The organism is Armatimonas rosea, assembly GCF_014202505.1.
In the GTDB taxonomy this organism is placed as follows: domain Bacteria; phylum Armatimonadota; class Armatimonadia; order Armatimonadales; family Armatimonadaceae; genus Armatimonas; species Armatimonas rosea.
In genome coordinates, this window is sequence record NZ_JACHGW010000002.1 from 779,990 (window position 1) to 793,378 (window position 13,389).

The 13,389-nt window shown below is 63.5% G+C and carries 10 protein-coding genes; 2 read left to right on the forward strand and 8 right to left on the reverse strand.

Going from position 1 to position 13,389, the window contains the following annotated elements; genetic code table 11:
- Positions 1-5: 5 nt before the first annotated feature.
- From HNQ39_RS11505 to HNQ39_RS11525, 5 genes are all read right to left on the reverse strand, one after another.
- The gene (locus HNQ39_RS11505) at positions 6-1,814 is read right to left on the reverse strand and encodes an OmpA family protein (protein WP_184195661.1); all 1,809 of its coding nucleotides are present in this window, start codon (positions 1,812-1,814) and stop codon (positions 6-8) included.
- A 31-nt stretch (positions 1,815-1,845) separates the two neighbouring features.
- Positions 1,846-2,643, reverse strand: coding sequence for a hypothetical protein (locus HNQ39_RS11510; RefSeq protein ID WP_184195664.1), 798 nt, complete (start codon positions 2,641-2,643; stop codon positions 1,846-1,848).
- A 17-nt stretch (positions 2,644-2,660) separates the two neighbouring features.
- Complete coding sequence (locus tag HNQ39_RS11515) at positions 2,661-3,515, reverse strand: hypothetical protein (RefSeq protein ID WP_184195666.1); 855 nt, start codon at positions 3,513-3,515, stop codon at positions 2,661-2,663.
- 181 nt (positions 3,516-3,696) lie between these two features.
- On the reverse strand, positions 3,697-5,046 hold the full coding sequence (locus HNQ39_RS11520; protein WP_184195669.1) for a DUF1552 domain-containing protein: 1,350 nt from the start codon (positions 5,044-5,046) through the stop codon (positions 3,697-3,699).
- A gap of 155 nt (positions 5,047-5,201) precedes the next feature.
- Positions 5,202-7,622 carry a DUF1592 domain-containing protein gene (locus tag HNQ39_RS11525; protein ID WP_184195672.1) on the reverse strand — a complete coding sequence of 807 codons (2,421 nt, stop codon included), beginning with the start codon at positions 7,620-7,622 and terminating at the stop codon, positions 5,202-5,204.
- 85 nt (positions 7,623-7,707) lie between these two features.
- Here HNQ39_RS11525 and HNQ39_RS11530 point away from each other — a divergent pair, with 85 nt between their 5' ends.
- Positions 7,708-8,811 (forward strand): acyltransferase family protein, encoded by a 1,104-nt coding sequence (locus HNQ39_RS11530; protein ID WP_184195675.1) that lies wholly within the window; start codon positions 7,708-7,710, stop codon positions 8,809-8,811.
- Positions 8,812-8,824: 13 nt separating this feature from the next.
- Positions 8,825-9,811, forward strand: coding sequence for an ADP-glyceromanno-heptose 6-epimerase (gene rfaD / locus HNQ39_RS11535; protein ID WP_221289951.1), 987 nt, complete (start codon positions 8,825-8,827; stop codon positions 9,809-9,811).
- A gap of 11 nt (positions 9,812-9,822) precedes the next feature.
- Here rfaD and HNQ39_RS11540 read toward each other — a convergent pair whose 3' ends face one another.
- The 3 genes from HNQ39_RS11540 to HNQ39_RS11550 are packed head-to-tail and all read right to left on the reverse strand — an operon-like array spanning position 9,823 to position 13,364.
- Positions 9,823-10,539 carry an ATP-binding cassette domain-containing protein gene (locus HNQ39_RS11540; RefSeq protein WP_221289952.1) on the reverse strand — a complete coding sequence of 239 codons (717 nt, stop codon included), beginning with the start codon at positions 10,537-10,539 and terminating at the stop codon, positions 9,823-9,825.
- A complete protein-coding gene (locus HNQ39_RS11545; protein ID WP_184195681.1) occupies positions 10,532-11,770 on the reverse strand; it encodes an ABC transporter permease in 1,239 nt (412 codons plus the stop codon). The genes HNQ39_RS11540 and HNQ39_RS11545 overlap by 8 nt, the downstream gene beginning before the upstream one ends.
- Positions 11,771-11,777: 7 nt before the next feature.
- Positions 11,778-13,364, reverse strand: coding sequence for an efflux RND transporter periplasmic adaptor subunit (locus tag HNQ39_RS11550; protein ID WP_184195684.1), 1,587 nt, complete (start codon positions 13,362-13,364; stop codon positions 11,778-11,780).
- Positions 13,365-13,389 lie beyond the last annotated feature (25 nt).

A 13,389-nucleotide genomic window follows, 5' to 3' on the forward strand; every position in this document is an offset into this window, starting at 1 on the left:
GATGCCTAGTTGGCTTTCAGGATAATCTCGACACGGCGGTTCTTCGCCTTGCCGTCCTCGGTCGTATTGGGAGCAAGCGGCTGGGTTTGGCCATGCGAGAAGACACTGATGCGCCCCTTGAAGTTAACGGGAGCTTGCTTCTCCAGCCATGTCTTCACGGCGAAGGCACGCGCCTCGGAGAGCTGCATGTTCTTGGCGGGATCGCCGACATTGTCCGTGTGGCCGTGGATCTCCACCACCATGTTCGAGGCGACTAGCAGGTTGCGCTTGAGCTTCTCCAGGTCCTTGATGGAGGTGGGATTGAACTCCGCTCGCCCGGTGACAAACTGAATGGGCCACTTACTCTTCGAGCCCTCGTTGGTGTTGCCGGTCGCTCTTGCCGTGACCGTGGGAACCGCACCACCGGCTTGGGCGACACTCACAGCACCAGAGCCGGCCTTGGCGACCACGGCCTTGAGGTAGGAGAGGTCCTGGATCTGGTCTGCGGGTGGGTAGCCGCTCACAACCTCGGGGTACTGCTTGACCACGAGATCCCCAAAGACCTTGTAGACGGCGGCGTAGAGGTTCGCCGAGCCCTGTCCTAGCCCGAAGGTATAGGCGGCATCGGAGATGTTATTGGCCCGGGAGCCGCCCAGCTCCACATCGAGGCCCGTCTTGTCTTTCTCCGTCACACCCTTGTAGTACTTCTTCCAGTAGGCGGCATCGCTCTCTTTGTAGACCGCGGCGCTGATCTCCGCTGCCTGTCCAAGAGCTTGGTCGTTCTTCTGGACCGCCTCGCCGCCGGAGAGGGCGGCCTTGAGCAAGCCCTCGACAATCGGGCGGTTGTTTTTACACCACTTGTCCACCCCGATAATGACACAGGGCATCTGGCTGGCGTACTCCTTGGTGGAGACAATGGAGACAAGACCGCCTTTTTTCTGCGCGACATTGACATCGCCGGGGGTCCAGGTGACCACGCCATCGACCTTGATCTTCATCCGCTGGCCGGTCTTCTTGCCATTGCGCACCACATCACGCTCCTCGGTGTAGCCGGTGATGTACTTCTCGCCCGCGTCGAGGTAGTCACTGGTGTTGATCCAGTTGATCGCATCCGGGTCGTAGGTCTTTTCGTCGGGGTTGGTCTTGAGGTCGTTGTCCCCGATCCACTTCTGGGCGATATTCCAGTCGCCGTCGCGCAGGACCCCCGCGATCACGCCGCCGCGTGCGCTCTGCGGGTCTTTCTTCCAGTCGGCGGGGCCCATAAACTTGTCCTCGCCGCGGGAGAAGCCAATCGCCCCGATCACCTTGGGCCGGTACTCCGGTCCGATCTTGGCCAGGGCATCGTCCACGCCCTTAAGGAACGCCGCGGAACCGTCGCCCATGACCGTGACAAAGTGCGCCCCGACGGTGGGGTTCTTCTCGCCGCGGGAGAGCGCGGTCGCAAAGGTCACGAGCGCCTCGGTGAGCTTATCGTTCATGTCCTGGCGGGCGAACTTGAGGTTGACCCCGTTCTGGCACATCAGGCTTCCCTTGGTCGCCTGCGGCCCGCCGTTGGCAAAGTGGAGCCCCATGTGCGCGTTCCAGGCATAGCCCAGCAGACGAACCTCAGGCAGCTCCGTACAGCCGGGCTCTTTCCCAGGCATCGTCACGGAGAAGTCACCGACGCCTTTATCGGGCTCTGTGCCTGGGCCTGCACTAGGCAGTACGATGGGCGGGACATTCTGAGAACTCGGACCATCTTTGGCCTTGCCTCCAAAGAGGCGGTAGGCACCGACGGCACCGCCGATTACTAGAACTAAAATAACCGCTTTTCCAGCGGGGGTAAGTTGTGGCATTTTTTAGCCTCCTTTACTTTCTACAGCGGAATCAGACACGTGGCGTTTGGGTTGGTTGCATGCCCGCGGCGTATTTTGAGGGGCCGGTATCGAGGCTGAAAAACTCTAGGATATCGTCGATCTTGTCCGCCTCAGCCTCACACTGGGTCTGGGCGGTGGTGAGCTGCTGCTGCGTACTGGCGATGATGCTCTTCTGCTCCGCAATCCGCGCTTCGAGGGCCTCGATCTCCGCTTGGGCGTAGCTAACCCGCTCCGACGTCACTTTCTGGAGGTCGGTGACATAGGCGGCGAGCGCGGCGAGCTTACGCGACGCGTCGGCGACAATGGTCTCGGCGCTGGCCCCCATGGTCGCGCCCATCGTGGTGAGAGTCGCCGCGACCATCTGACGCTGCATGTCTAGCGAGAGCCCGGGAGGGAGCTTACTCAGAAGCTCGCGGGTCTGCTCGGCACCAAAGGTAACCGCCGGGAGCTTCGCCCCGGCGTAGATCGCCTGTACATCGACCTTGCCATCCGGGAGGAGCGCGCCCGAGGTCTGCTCCGCCGAGACCTTGATCTCATCGAGGTTCGGGCCTGCACTCTGACGGACAAGCTGCTCGACTGTCTGGGGAAGCGGCGGCGGTGTGGCTCCCGTGGCTCCTGCTGCTATTGCTTGAGAGCGCTTCTCGATCTCGGCGAGCTTGCGGTCGAGCTCGGACATCTCGGCGCTCGGGGCCTGGGTCGGGGTTGCGGCGGGCTCGGAGAAGTTCAGACGGGGCGGAGTCTCTTCCGTGGGCTCGTCCATCACCACAAAAAGCCCGACGGCTTTACGAAGCTTATCCGTAATTGGCATGTGTTATTTTTACCTTACTATAAATCAAAACGGCGCGACATATCGTCGTAGGCAGCGATCTCATCTAATAGATTGGTCATCGCATCGGTCTGCGTTACCACGCCCTCGATATCGGCCAGGACTTGCTCCGGTGGCCTTGCCCGAATCTGGTCGTTGATGAGGCCAAAGGAGTCCTCAAGGAGCTGCATCTGGTGGCCCAGGTTGGTAAGAATCCGCCCGATCCGCCCGACATACTCATGGCGCTGGGTCAGCACTTCCTTGCGCTTGTCCAGAACCGCCTGCGTATTGCTATCGTCCTCGTTTTTCTTCTCCAGCTGCGCGATCTCATCGTCGAAGCGCTCCTGGATCGTGGTGACCATGCGGCGGGCGCGGTCCTCGTTGGGGATGGGGGGACCGTCTTTGTCGCGCCGCTTGCCCTTGAGCCCGACCACGACCTCGGCGTAGACATTCTCCAGGTACTGGGCAAACTCCACCTCGCGGCGGGCGAAGAGGAGAAACTTCTCCAGCAGGTAGTCTAGCTTGCGGCAGACCTCGCGCATCCAGGTCTCTTGGGAGAGGGGGTGGCCATCGAGCTGAGCGCGGATGTCTTCGAGGCGGGTGAAGCGCTCCTGGACATTCTCGGAGATGACAGAGAAAACCTGATCGCGGAGCTTCTTGCGGCGCGCGTTCACCTCAGCATCGAAGCGCTGGGAGAGGCGCTGTTGGTACCAGCGGGAGTCGGGGACAAAGAGAAGGTACGCAGCCTCGGCCACGGCCCCGATGAGGAGGGGGATCGGGTTGAGGAGGGCGGCGGAGAGCGCCGCGGCACCCGCTAGCCCAACGACGTTGTAGTTCTCCTTGAATGCTTCGGCCAGACGATTTTTACGTGCCATCGGGAGGTATTTTAACACGAATCCCCCCGGTTGGAGCGGGGGGACGGGAGCTCCGGCCGATTGGAACGGCCGGACTGGCGAGCACTTCGCGCTACAAAGGGCGTGCCGCCCATAATTCGGTATGGCCGGAACGGCCTTCGTAGCCGCAGGCTCTCCAGCCCCCCCGTTCCAATCGGGGGGGCTAAAAGAGCTGCTGGAGCTTTCCGGTGGAGTCGCCGAGGGTCTCGCCGGGGACACCGTAGCGGTCCAGCATCGTAATCAGCAGGTTGGTCATCGGGGTGCCGTTCTTGTACTTCAGGTGTCGGCCTCCCTGGATCGTTCCACCGCCGCCGCCGATCAGCAGGAGCGGGAGATCGTCGTGGTTGTGCCGGTCACCGTCGCTGATCCCACCGCCGTAGACCATCATCGTGTTGTCGAGCAGGGTCCGGTTGCCCTCTTTGATGCTCTGCATCTTCTGGAGGATATAGGCTAGCTGCTCCACGTGGAAACGGTTGATCTTCTTGAGGTTCTCCAGCTTCTCGGGGTTGCGGCCGTGGTGCGATGTCTCGTGGTGGCCATCGTTGATCCCGACCTGCTTGTAGGCGCGGTTGGAGCCCTCGTTGGCGAACATGAAGGTGGAGATGCGGGTGATATCGGCCTGGAACGCCAGCACCATCATATCTCCCAGGAGCTTGACATGGTCGGCGTAGTCGGGGAGGCCGCCGGACATGCGGGCCTTGAGTGCCTCGCCGCTGACTCCGGTCTCCTTGCCCGCCTTCTCCAGGAACGCCATGCGCCGCTCGATCTCGCGGATGCCGGTGAAGTACTCGTCCATCTTGTGGCGGTCGTGGGCCCCGAGGCGGCCTTGGAGGGCCTTGGCATCTTCCAGGACGAAGTCCAGGATACTCTTGCTGTTTAGCTGGCGTGCAGCCCGTGCCTCGGCGCTCTCGTTGGTATCTTCGCCGCCGAAGAGGCGCTCAAAGACCAGCCGCGGGTCGGTCTCTTTGGCCATCGGGGAGGCCTCGGTGCGCCAGGAGATCGTGTTGGAGTAGGCGCAGGAGTAGCCCGAGTCGCAGTCGCCGGCAAGGCCACCGCGCTCACAGCCGATCTCTAGGCTGGGAAAACGGGTGAGGTGGCCACGCTTGGCCGCGGCGAGCTGGTCGGCGGAGAGGCCCACCTTGATATCGGCACCACTGGTCTTCTTGGGCTTGCAGCCGGTTAGCCAGGCCGCCGCGGAGCGTGCATGGTCCCCGCCGCCGTCGCCGTGGGCAAAGGCCCAGTTCTGGGTGAGGCCGGTGAGCACATTGAAGTGGTCCTTCATCCCCGCCAGCGGCTCCAGGGTCGAGGGAAGTGTGGTCAGGTTGCCCTCGTAGTCGGGGGTCCAGTGGGCCATGTTGATGCCGTTGGGCACGAACAGGAACGCCATGCGTAGAGGAGCCTCTCCGGCCACTTTCCCGGTCTGGGCAAACGCCACTGCCTCAAGATAGGGCAGCGCCAGTGCGACTCCCGCGCCTCGCAGGAGGGTTCGTCGTGTCATTTTTGCATCGCTCATAGTTTAAATTATACCTACTCAACCGAGGGGGCCGGGCATTGAAGTACCCGGCTCCCGAGAAATGCGTCCCGTGGACGCAGAGACCAATTTGCTTGCCGCGTCCTCGGGACGCTCCCTTGCTCTTCTGCCGGGGTCTTCAGTGCCCGGCACTAGTGTTACTTCTTGCCGGACTCATCGCCGCGCCGCTCGCGGAACGGCTGGCTGGTGATCACGGCCTCTACCATCGACGAGAACTTATAGCCTTTGGCTTCCACGGATTTTGCCATGACTTCTAGGTTACACTTATCGGTTCGCTCGACCCCGCGCCCGAGGGCGTAGGTGAGCAGGCGCTCGGTCATGGCCTTGGTGAACTGGCCCTTCTTCGCGAGCAGCACTTTCTTGAGGTCCTTGGGGCCGTCGAACTTGCTCCCATCGGGGAGGGTACCGCTGACATCGATCGGCTTGCCGCCATCGTCGGTGCGCCACTTACCGACCGCATCGTAGTTCTCCATTGCCAGCCCGATCGCGTCCATCTGCGTGTGGCAGTTGGCACAGGCGGGGTTAGCACGGTGGATCTCAAGCCGCTTGCGCAGGTTCTCGGCCTCAATCGGCTTGCCAGGGGCATCGAGTGCGGGGACATTGGGTGGCGGCGGTGGCGGCGGCGTGCCGAGGAGGTTCTCCAGCACCCACTTGCCACGCTTCACCGGGGATGTCCGTCCCGGGTTGCTGGTGAGAGTCAGCACGGAGGCCATTGAGAGCACACCGCCGCGCTGGCCGGAAAGAAGCGGGACGCGCCGGAACTCGTCGCCCTTGACCGTGGGGTTGCCGTAGTGCTTGGCCAGAGTCTCGTTGAGGTAGGTGTAGTCCGAGTCCAGAAACTCCAGGATGCTCCTGTCTTCCTGCACAACCCCCGTAAAGAACAGCTCGGCCTCGGTGCGCATGGCCTGGCGAAGGGGCTCCGTGAAGGCGGGGAAGCGCGCGGTATCGGGCTGGACAACCCCCACTTTTCTCAGCTGGAGCCACTGTCCGGCGAAGTTATCGGCCAAGGCACGGGAGCGTGGGTCCTTGAGGAGCCGCTTGGCCTGCGCGAGCAAGACCGCCGGGTTCTGGAGCTTCTTCTGGTCCGCCAGCCCTAAAAGCTCGTCGTCGGGCATGCTCGACCAGAGGAAGTACGAGAGCCGAGTCGCCAGCTCGTGGTCGGTCAGCTGCCGCCGCGCCGTGGGATCGTCGGGCTTGGCATCCGGCTCCGGGCGGAAGAGAAAGCTGGGGGAGACCAGGATGCCCTGGAGCGCGATCTGAATCCCGCGCTCAAACGACTGCTTCTGGTTCTTGGCCAGCCGCGAGAGCCCGATCAGACGCTGCACCTCAGGGTCGGTCACGGGGCGGCGGAAGGCGCGGTGCGCCAGCGGGACCAGTACGGCCTTGGCGGCGCGATCCCACTCCGCATCGGTGGCGTTCTCGGGCGTATCCGTTACGATCTTCCGGTGCGAGAACGGAAGCTCTCGCTTAATCATCATCTTCTGGACATCATCGGGAATCTGCACCGCGACCGACTCGACATAGAGATTGCGGTCGCGCCGCTCCGGAGGAAGCTTCTCATCGTAGAAGTCGTTGAGGAACGCCGCGCCCAGCTTTTGCTTACCGGGCTGCTCGATCGCGACGGTGGTGCGGTAGTCCTGCGGGTTGCTTGGTCCCGTGATGACAGCCACAATGCGCACGGGCTTGCCCCCGACATTGATCGCCATCTTGGCCGGATCGGGGCCACGCTTCTTATTGGGCAGGTCGATATCCGGGCCGGCGGCGGTCGCGCCTGCCCGGACCACGATGGTGTACTCGCCGGGAGCGGGGAAGTCAAACTCCGTGCCCGCCTCGCCGTTGCTGGAGAGTAGGTAGCCCTCGCCCGTGACACTGCCGGGGCCCTTGAGCTGTGCGGCGGTGAACTTCACGGCGCGGAGCTTGTCCTCCGGGGCGACAATGGCGGCGCGCGCGGCCTTCTCCGCGGCACCAAGGTACTTCTCCATCAGTAGCGGTGAGAGCGAGAGCACATCGCCGATATTGTCGAAGCCGTAGCCGACATCGTCGTTGGGGAAGGAGTCCGCCAGGTGCAGGTCTACCCCGAGCAGGTCCCGGAGGGTGTTGTTATACTCGGCGCGGTTGAGGCGGCGCATGGTGACCCGGCCGGGGTCGTTGAGCTGGCAGTCGGCCTGGGAGAAGAGGCTCTCCAGCGTGTTGCCGAGCTTCTTGCGCTCCGGGTCGGTGGGGGCGGGGCTCCCCGACGGCGGCATGCGCTTCTCTAGCACGGCGGCGCTCACCCGGTCCCAGGAGACACGGCCCTTGAGCACGGCGGCGAAGTTTTTCTCGCCGCTGAGGTTGATTCCCCCGGAGCCATTGGGCCCGGTGTGGCACCCGACACAGTACTTCTGGACGAGCGGGAGCACGTCGCGCTCAAACGCACCCGCGCTGACCGTCGCGGCTTTCTGCGCGGTCGGCGCGGCAGCGGGTTTCTTAGGAGCCGCTTTTTTCTGGGGCAGTGCGGCCGCTGCCGTGAGGGCGGCAAGCGGAAGCCCGATCGCAAAGAGGGAGGCACGTCGAAGCATGGCTATTTAATAGATGGTTACCGAGGGAATCCGGTTCAGGTTCCTGGTTTATTTTTTTGTTTATTTTTTGCCGATACTATAGAGCGTGCGACGTGACGAACGCTTGGAAGTTCTGGATGGCCTGCGTGGGCTAGCCATTGCGCTGGTGGTGCTCTTTCACCTCTGGCAGAAGTCGTGGTGGAACCCGCTGGAGCGTCTTGGCATCCTGGAGTGCCTGCCTCGGCGGGGCTATCTCGGGGTGGAGATCTTCTTCTTTTTAAGTGGCTTCTGCCTCTACTGGCCGCTCGCCCGCGCCGGGAAGTGGCCGGGGCTCGTGCACTATCTCTCTCGGCGCGCCTTCAAGATTCTGCCGTCGTACTGGCTCTGCTTGGTCGCTGCGCTGGTGCTCCTCCCCGAGCCGGGAGTGCGGGAGAAGCCCTGGCTCCATCTTCTCTCCCACCTGAGCTTCCTGCACCCGCTGACCTTTGAGACCTACTACTCCATCCATGGGGTCTTCTGGTCGCTGGGGGTGGAGGTGCAGTTCTATCTCTTCTTCCCCCTTCTCGCCGTGCTATACCTGCGCCGCCCACTCTTAGGGCCGATTCTGGGATGGTTTTTCTTAACCCTGCTGGCGCTGGCCTACCGGCAGTGGGTAGTAGGAACCGGCACCGAGGGCATGGGCTACACGATGCGGATGAACCAGCTCCCCGCGTTTCTCGATCTGTTTGGCGGCGGGATGGCGAGTGCGGCGCTAGTGCGCGTCCTGCGAGAGCGGGTCAAGCCCCACGCAGCCTGGAGCCTGCTCTGCCTGCTGGGGCTAGCGGTAGTGCTCTGGCTCTTTAAGTCCTTCGATGGCCACGACCAGGAGCACAACGGGGAGATGAACCACCAGGCGCTGGTCCGGCTGCCTCTGGCGGTCGCGCTACTCGTGACGACCGTGGGGGGAGCGCTCTCGCCGCTGGGCTGTGGGCTGCCGCTCCGGTTCCTGGCGCTGGTCTCCTACAACCTCTATCTCTGGCATACGCTGGTGGCGACTCTCCTACAAAAGGCCATGGGGATCACCGAGCCCTGGAAGGTCACGGACATGGGCCTGCGGGTGCGCTTTACGCTGGTCGCCTGGGGTGTCTCCCTGGCGCTCTCGGCGCTCCTGACCTATGGCTTCGAGCTACCGATCCTGCGCCGTGGACAGAGAACACGGGCCACAAAATGATACACTGCTCCCTGTGAATCGTGTCATTGTCACCGGGGGTGCCGGCTTTATCGGGAGCGCCATGGTCTGGCGCCTGAACCAGGCGGGGATCGACGATATCCTGATCGTGGATAACCTCAATACATCGGAGAAGTGGCGCAACCTGCTGGGCCTGCGCTACAGCGACTACCTCCACAAGACCGCGTTTCTGGCGCAGCTCAAGGCGGGGGAGCTCGACTTTCAGCCCGATGCGATTGTCCACCTGGGCGCTTGTTCCGTCACCACCGAGGCCGATGGCGACTACCTCATGGAGAACAACTTTCGCTACACCAAGACCCTGGCGGAGTGGGCGACCGCGCGGGGTGTGCGCTTTCTCTACGCCAGCAGTGGGCAGACCTACGGCGACGGTGAGCTGGGCTTCGCCGACGACGACGCGCTGGTCCCTCTGCTCCGCCCGATCACGCGCTACGGCTACTCCAAGCATCTCTTTGATCTCCACGCGCTCCGCACCCGGCTGGTTGAGGAGATCGTGGGCATCAAGTTCTTCAATGTCTTTGGCCCCAATGAGTACCACAAAGACGACATGCGCTCTGTGGTGCACAAGGCGTTTCATCAGGTGCAGGAGACGGGTGTCATCAAGCTGTTCAAGAGCTACCACCCGGACTACCCCGACGGTGGCCAGACGCGGGACTTTGTCTATGTCAAGGACTGTGTGGAGGTGCTCTTCTGGTTCTTGCAGCACCCGGAGGAGAACGGCATCTACAATATCGGCACCGGCGATGCCCGCCCTTGGAACGCGCTGGCCAACGCGGTCTTTACGGCGCTGGGCCTGGAGCCGCAGATCGAGTACATCGAGATGCCCGAGCGCCTCAAGGGCAACTACCAGTACCACACCCAGGCCACCATCCAGAAGCTACGCAACGCAGGCTGCGATGTGCCGTTCCGCTCCCTCGAAGACGCGGTCACAGACTACGTCCAGAACCACCTCGCCACCCCCCAGCCGTACCTGACGGCCCCCTAACCCCACCACCCTCACTTCGTGGGGTACCCGGACGGGGGAATAATTTCGGTCATGAGGCCATCTTCGATGCGGAGGATGCGGTCGGCGGCGGCGGCGAGGCGGTCGTCGTGGGTGACCATGAGAAACGCAACCCCGGTCTCCTTGGCGATCTCCCGCATCAGTGCAAAGACCTCCGCGCCGGAGTGGGAGTCTAGGTTGCCGGTCGGTTCATCGGCGAGCACGAGCTTGGGCTTGTTGCAGAGCGCCCGGACAATCGCATTGCGCTGCTGCTGCCCTCCCGACATCTGGTTCGCCCGCTTGTTCATCTGGCTCTCCAGCCCCACCCGTGTCAGCAGCTTCTTAGCGTAGGCGATATCGTCCTTCTCTGGCGCGCCCTTCTGAATCGAGACCGGCATCAGCGCGTTCTCCAGGCAGGTGAACTCCTCCAGAAGGTGGTGGAACTGAAAGACAAAGCCAATCTTGGTGCCACGTAGGCTCGCGAGCTGGTCCGACGAGAGAGTCGCACTATCGATACCGTCGATGAGGACTTGCCCGCTGGTGGGCGTGTCCAGCGCCCCTAAGATGTTGAGCAGCGTACTCTTCCCCGAGCCGGACTGCCCGATAATGGCCACAAACTCCCCCGCAAACGCCTGCATCTCGACCCCATGCAGCACCTCCACCTCCTTGCTGGTGCCGGGGTTGTAGGTCTTGCGCAAGGCAATGGTCTGGACAATCGGGCGCTCAGCCACGGATCACCTCGACGGGGTTGAGCTTGGAGGCGCGGCTGGCGGGGAGAATGGCGGCGATCAGGGTGGCGATGATCGCGGCGGCGGAGGCACCGCCGAAGATGGTCGGGTCGTAGATGATGTTGAAGAGCTTATCCACTTTTCCAAACCGGGCAGCCTGGGGGATGTTTTCGAGTGCGCGGAGTAAGAAGTAGCCCCAGATGCAGCCGACAAGCGCACCGGCGATAGCGACCCCGAGCCCCTCCAGCGTGAAGACCGTGAGGATCTGTTTGTCGCGTGCGCCCATGCTCTTGAGGATACCGATCTGCTTTTGTTTTTGGATCACGGAGACAATCAGAACCGACGCGATCGCAAAGGCGCTTGCTAGCAGGACAAAGGTGCAGATCATGTCCCGCGACTGGTTCTGGGAGCGGATAGCATTGAGGATAAACGCGGAGTCCTTCATCCACGACTCGGTCTTGTAGGGGAGGCTCGCATTGATCTGGTCCGCCACCGTGTCGGCGAGAAAGGCATCGTCGAGCTTGAGCAAGATGGAGCTGACATTCTGGCCGGTGCGAAAGAGGCTCTGGGCATCGCGGAGGGTGATAAAGGCCTGCCCGAGGTCGGTGGCGTTGTTGCCCGTGTAGACCAACCCGGCGATCGTGAAGCTCTCGCTCACCCCCTGCGCGGACTGCATCCGCACCCGGTCCCCGAGCCGCACGCCCGCGTCCTCCGCGAGGCGAATCCCGATCACCACCTCTCCGGGACGCAGGTCGAGCCAGCGCCCGGCGATGAGGTCCTTTTGCAGGAAGCTCACCTGCTCTTGCTTGGCGGGCTCGGCGCCGGAGACCGTCACGGCAAAGCGCTTCTCCCCGCGGATGAGGAAGGCGCTGCCACGGACCGCGGGAGCGACCACTTTGACATGGGGAAACTGCGCCAGCTCGACCTCAAGCTTCTGCCACTGCTCCAGGTCGGTGCGCTGCTGGACAGACTTCTGCTGGTCGCTGGCGAGCAGCTCGCCGTCTTTTTGCGTGGTCACCTCGGCCAGGGTCTTGGGCAGGGGATCGGGTGCCTTGACCGTCACGTGCGGCAGGGAGCCGACCAGATCACCGATAAAGCGCTTCTGGACCCCGGTAATCAGGGTCTGGATAAAGATGATCACGGTCACGGCGATGGCGACTGCAAAGACAGTCAAGACGGTCTGACCGCCGCCGGAGACCAGGTGGCGCCAGGCGAGCTTGCTCTCAAATCGCATGACGTACCTACTTTCCAGGGCCAGGGGAGGGCTTGATCACGACCGGGGCGATGGGGTCGCCGGGCTTGCGGCCGACCGGGCTGAGCACGATCTGCGTGGTCGCCTCAATCCCCTCGATCACCGGGATGCCGTCGGGGCCGGGCGGGCCGACCTTGACGGTCTTCTTCTGCACCGTGCCCCCCTCCGCGACAAAGAGCGTCGAGATGCCGCCAATGGTGGTGACAGCTGTGAGCGGAACCACGAGGCGCTGGGTGGGCTCCCCGAGCTTGATATTGACCGAGAGGGTCTGGCCGGGCCGCAGCCAATTGGGGGGATCGACGGGCGTCAAGCGCACCTCGACCGTCCCGCGCTCCGTGTCCACCTGAGCGCCAAGCTCACGGACCTTGGCGGAGAAGGTCTCGCCGGGGTAGGCATCGCAGGAGACCACGGCGGCCTGCCCGACACGCAGCTTGCCCAGGTTGACCTCATCCAGATCAATGCGAATCTCGGGCACCGACGTTCGCACGAGGCGCACGAGGGCGGCGCTCGGGCCGGTCACGCCGCCGGCCTCGGTGACGATCTGGGTGATGGTTCCCTCAAACGGTGCGGTGACAATCACATCGTCGAGGCGCTGTTTGGCGACCTCTTGGGCACGCTCCGCCTCCGCAAGGCGCGACTGGGCCACCTCACGGGCACGGGTGGCCTCACTCACCCGGTTGCGGGCGACCACGATGTCCTCGGAGCGGGGCGTGGAGAGCAGCGAGCTGACCTGCGCCGTCCCCGAGGCCTTTGCGCCGGCGACTGTCGCCTCGCTGGCGCGGACCTCGGCCTCCGCGGCCTTGACATCGGCCTCTGCCTGCTCGATTTGTTCGGGGCGGGTCCCCGCCTTGAGCTGCCTCAGCCGCGCTTGGGCGTTCTCCAGTGTCCGCTTGGCGACCCAGTAGTTTGTCTCGGCCTGGTCGGCGGCGTTCTGTGCGACCGCGCCCTCTCTGGCGAGCTGGGCCTGGCGGTTTTTATCGCGCTCGGCCTGGGCGAGGCTCGCCTCGGACTGGCGCACTTGGGCCTCCGTGGCGTCGATCTCTTCGTCGCGCGGGCCCTTCTTCAGCTCCGCGAGCCGCCTCTGGGCGAAGATGAGCTTTTGCTTTGCCCCCGCCAGCCGCGCCTCAGCCACCGCGACCGCTTGGTTGGTATCGGCTTTGAGGCGGGTCAGATCCGAGGCGAGGGGCTTGCGCGCGGCGAGGCTCACCTGGGACTGGGCGGTCTGGATGGCATTTTCGGACTGGGCCAGTGTCGCCCGGGCCGTGCGCACGGCATCGTCGGCCTGGGCCAGCTGAGACCGCAGCACCTCATCGTCGAGCAGGGCGAGTGTCTGGCCTTGGCGCACGCGGTCGCCCTCGCGCACCAGGACCTTGGCGACCCGGCCGCTCACCCGCGCCCCCACACTGGTCTCCAGCTCGCCTCGAAGCCGCCCCGAGGCGGAGATGCTCTCGGTGACGGTCTTGGTCTGGGGAAGAACGACCTCGATCTTCGGGGGAAGGGAGCGCCAGTAGGAGACCCCGCCTCCGACGACGCCAAGGACCACGACACCGGCAATCAGCTGCGTAAGCTTAGGCATAACACCCGCATTGTACCTCTTTGCC

What these genes read in the sequence shown, in the direction of transcription:
- HNQ39_RS11505 (WP_184195661.1), bottom strand. Translation starts at nt 1,814, where the DNA reads ATGCCACAACTTACCCCCGCTGGAAAAGCGGTTATTTTAGTTCTAGTA.
- HNQ39_RS11510 (WP_184195664.1), bottom strand. Translation starts at nt 2,643, where the DNA reads ATGCCAATTACGGATAAGCTTCGTAAAGCCGTCGGGCTTTTTGTGGTG.
- HNQ39_RS11515 (WP_184195666.1), bottom strand. Translation starts at nt 3,515, where the DNA reads ATGGCACGTAAAAATCGTCTGGCCGAAGCATTCAAGGAGAACTACAAC.
- HNQ39_RS11520 (WP_184195669.1), bottom strand. Translation starts at nt 5,046, where the DNA reads ATGAGCGATGCAAAAATGACACGACGAACCCTCCTGCGAGGCGCGGGA.
- HNQ39_RS11525 (WP_184195672.1), bottom strand. Translation starts at nt 7,622, where the DNA reads ATGCTTCGACGTGCCTCCCTCTTTGCGATCGGGCTTCCGCTTGCCGCC.
- HNQ39_RS11545 (WP_184195681.1), bottom strand. Translation starts at nt 11,770, where the DNA reads ATGCGATTTGAGAGCAAGCTCGCCTGGCGCCACCTGGTCTCCGGCGGC.
- HNQ39_RS11550 (WP_184195684.1), bottom strand. Translation starts at nt 13,364, where the DNA reads ATGCCTAAGCTTACGCAGCTGATTGCCGGTGTCGTGGTCCTTGGCGTC.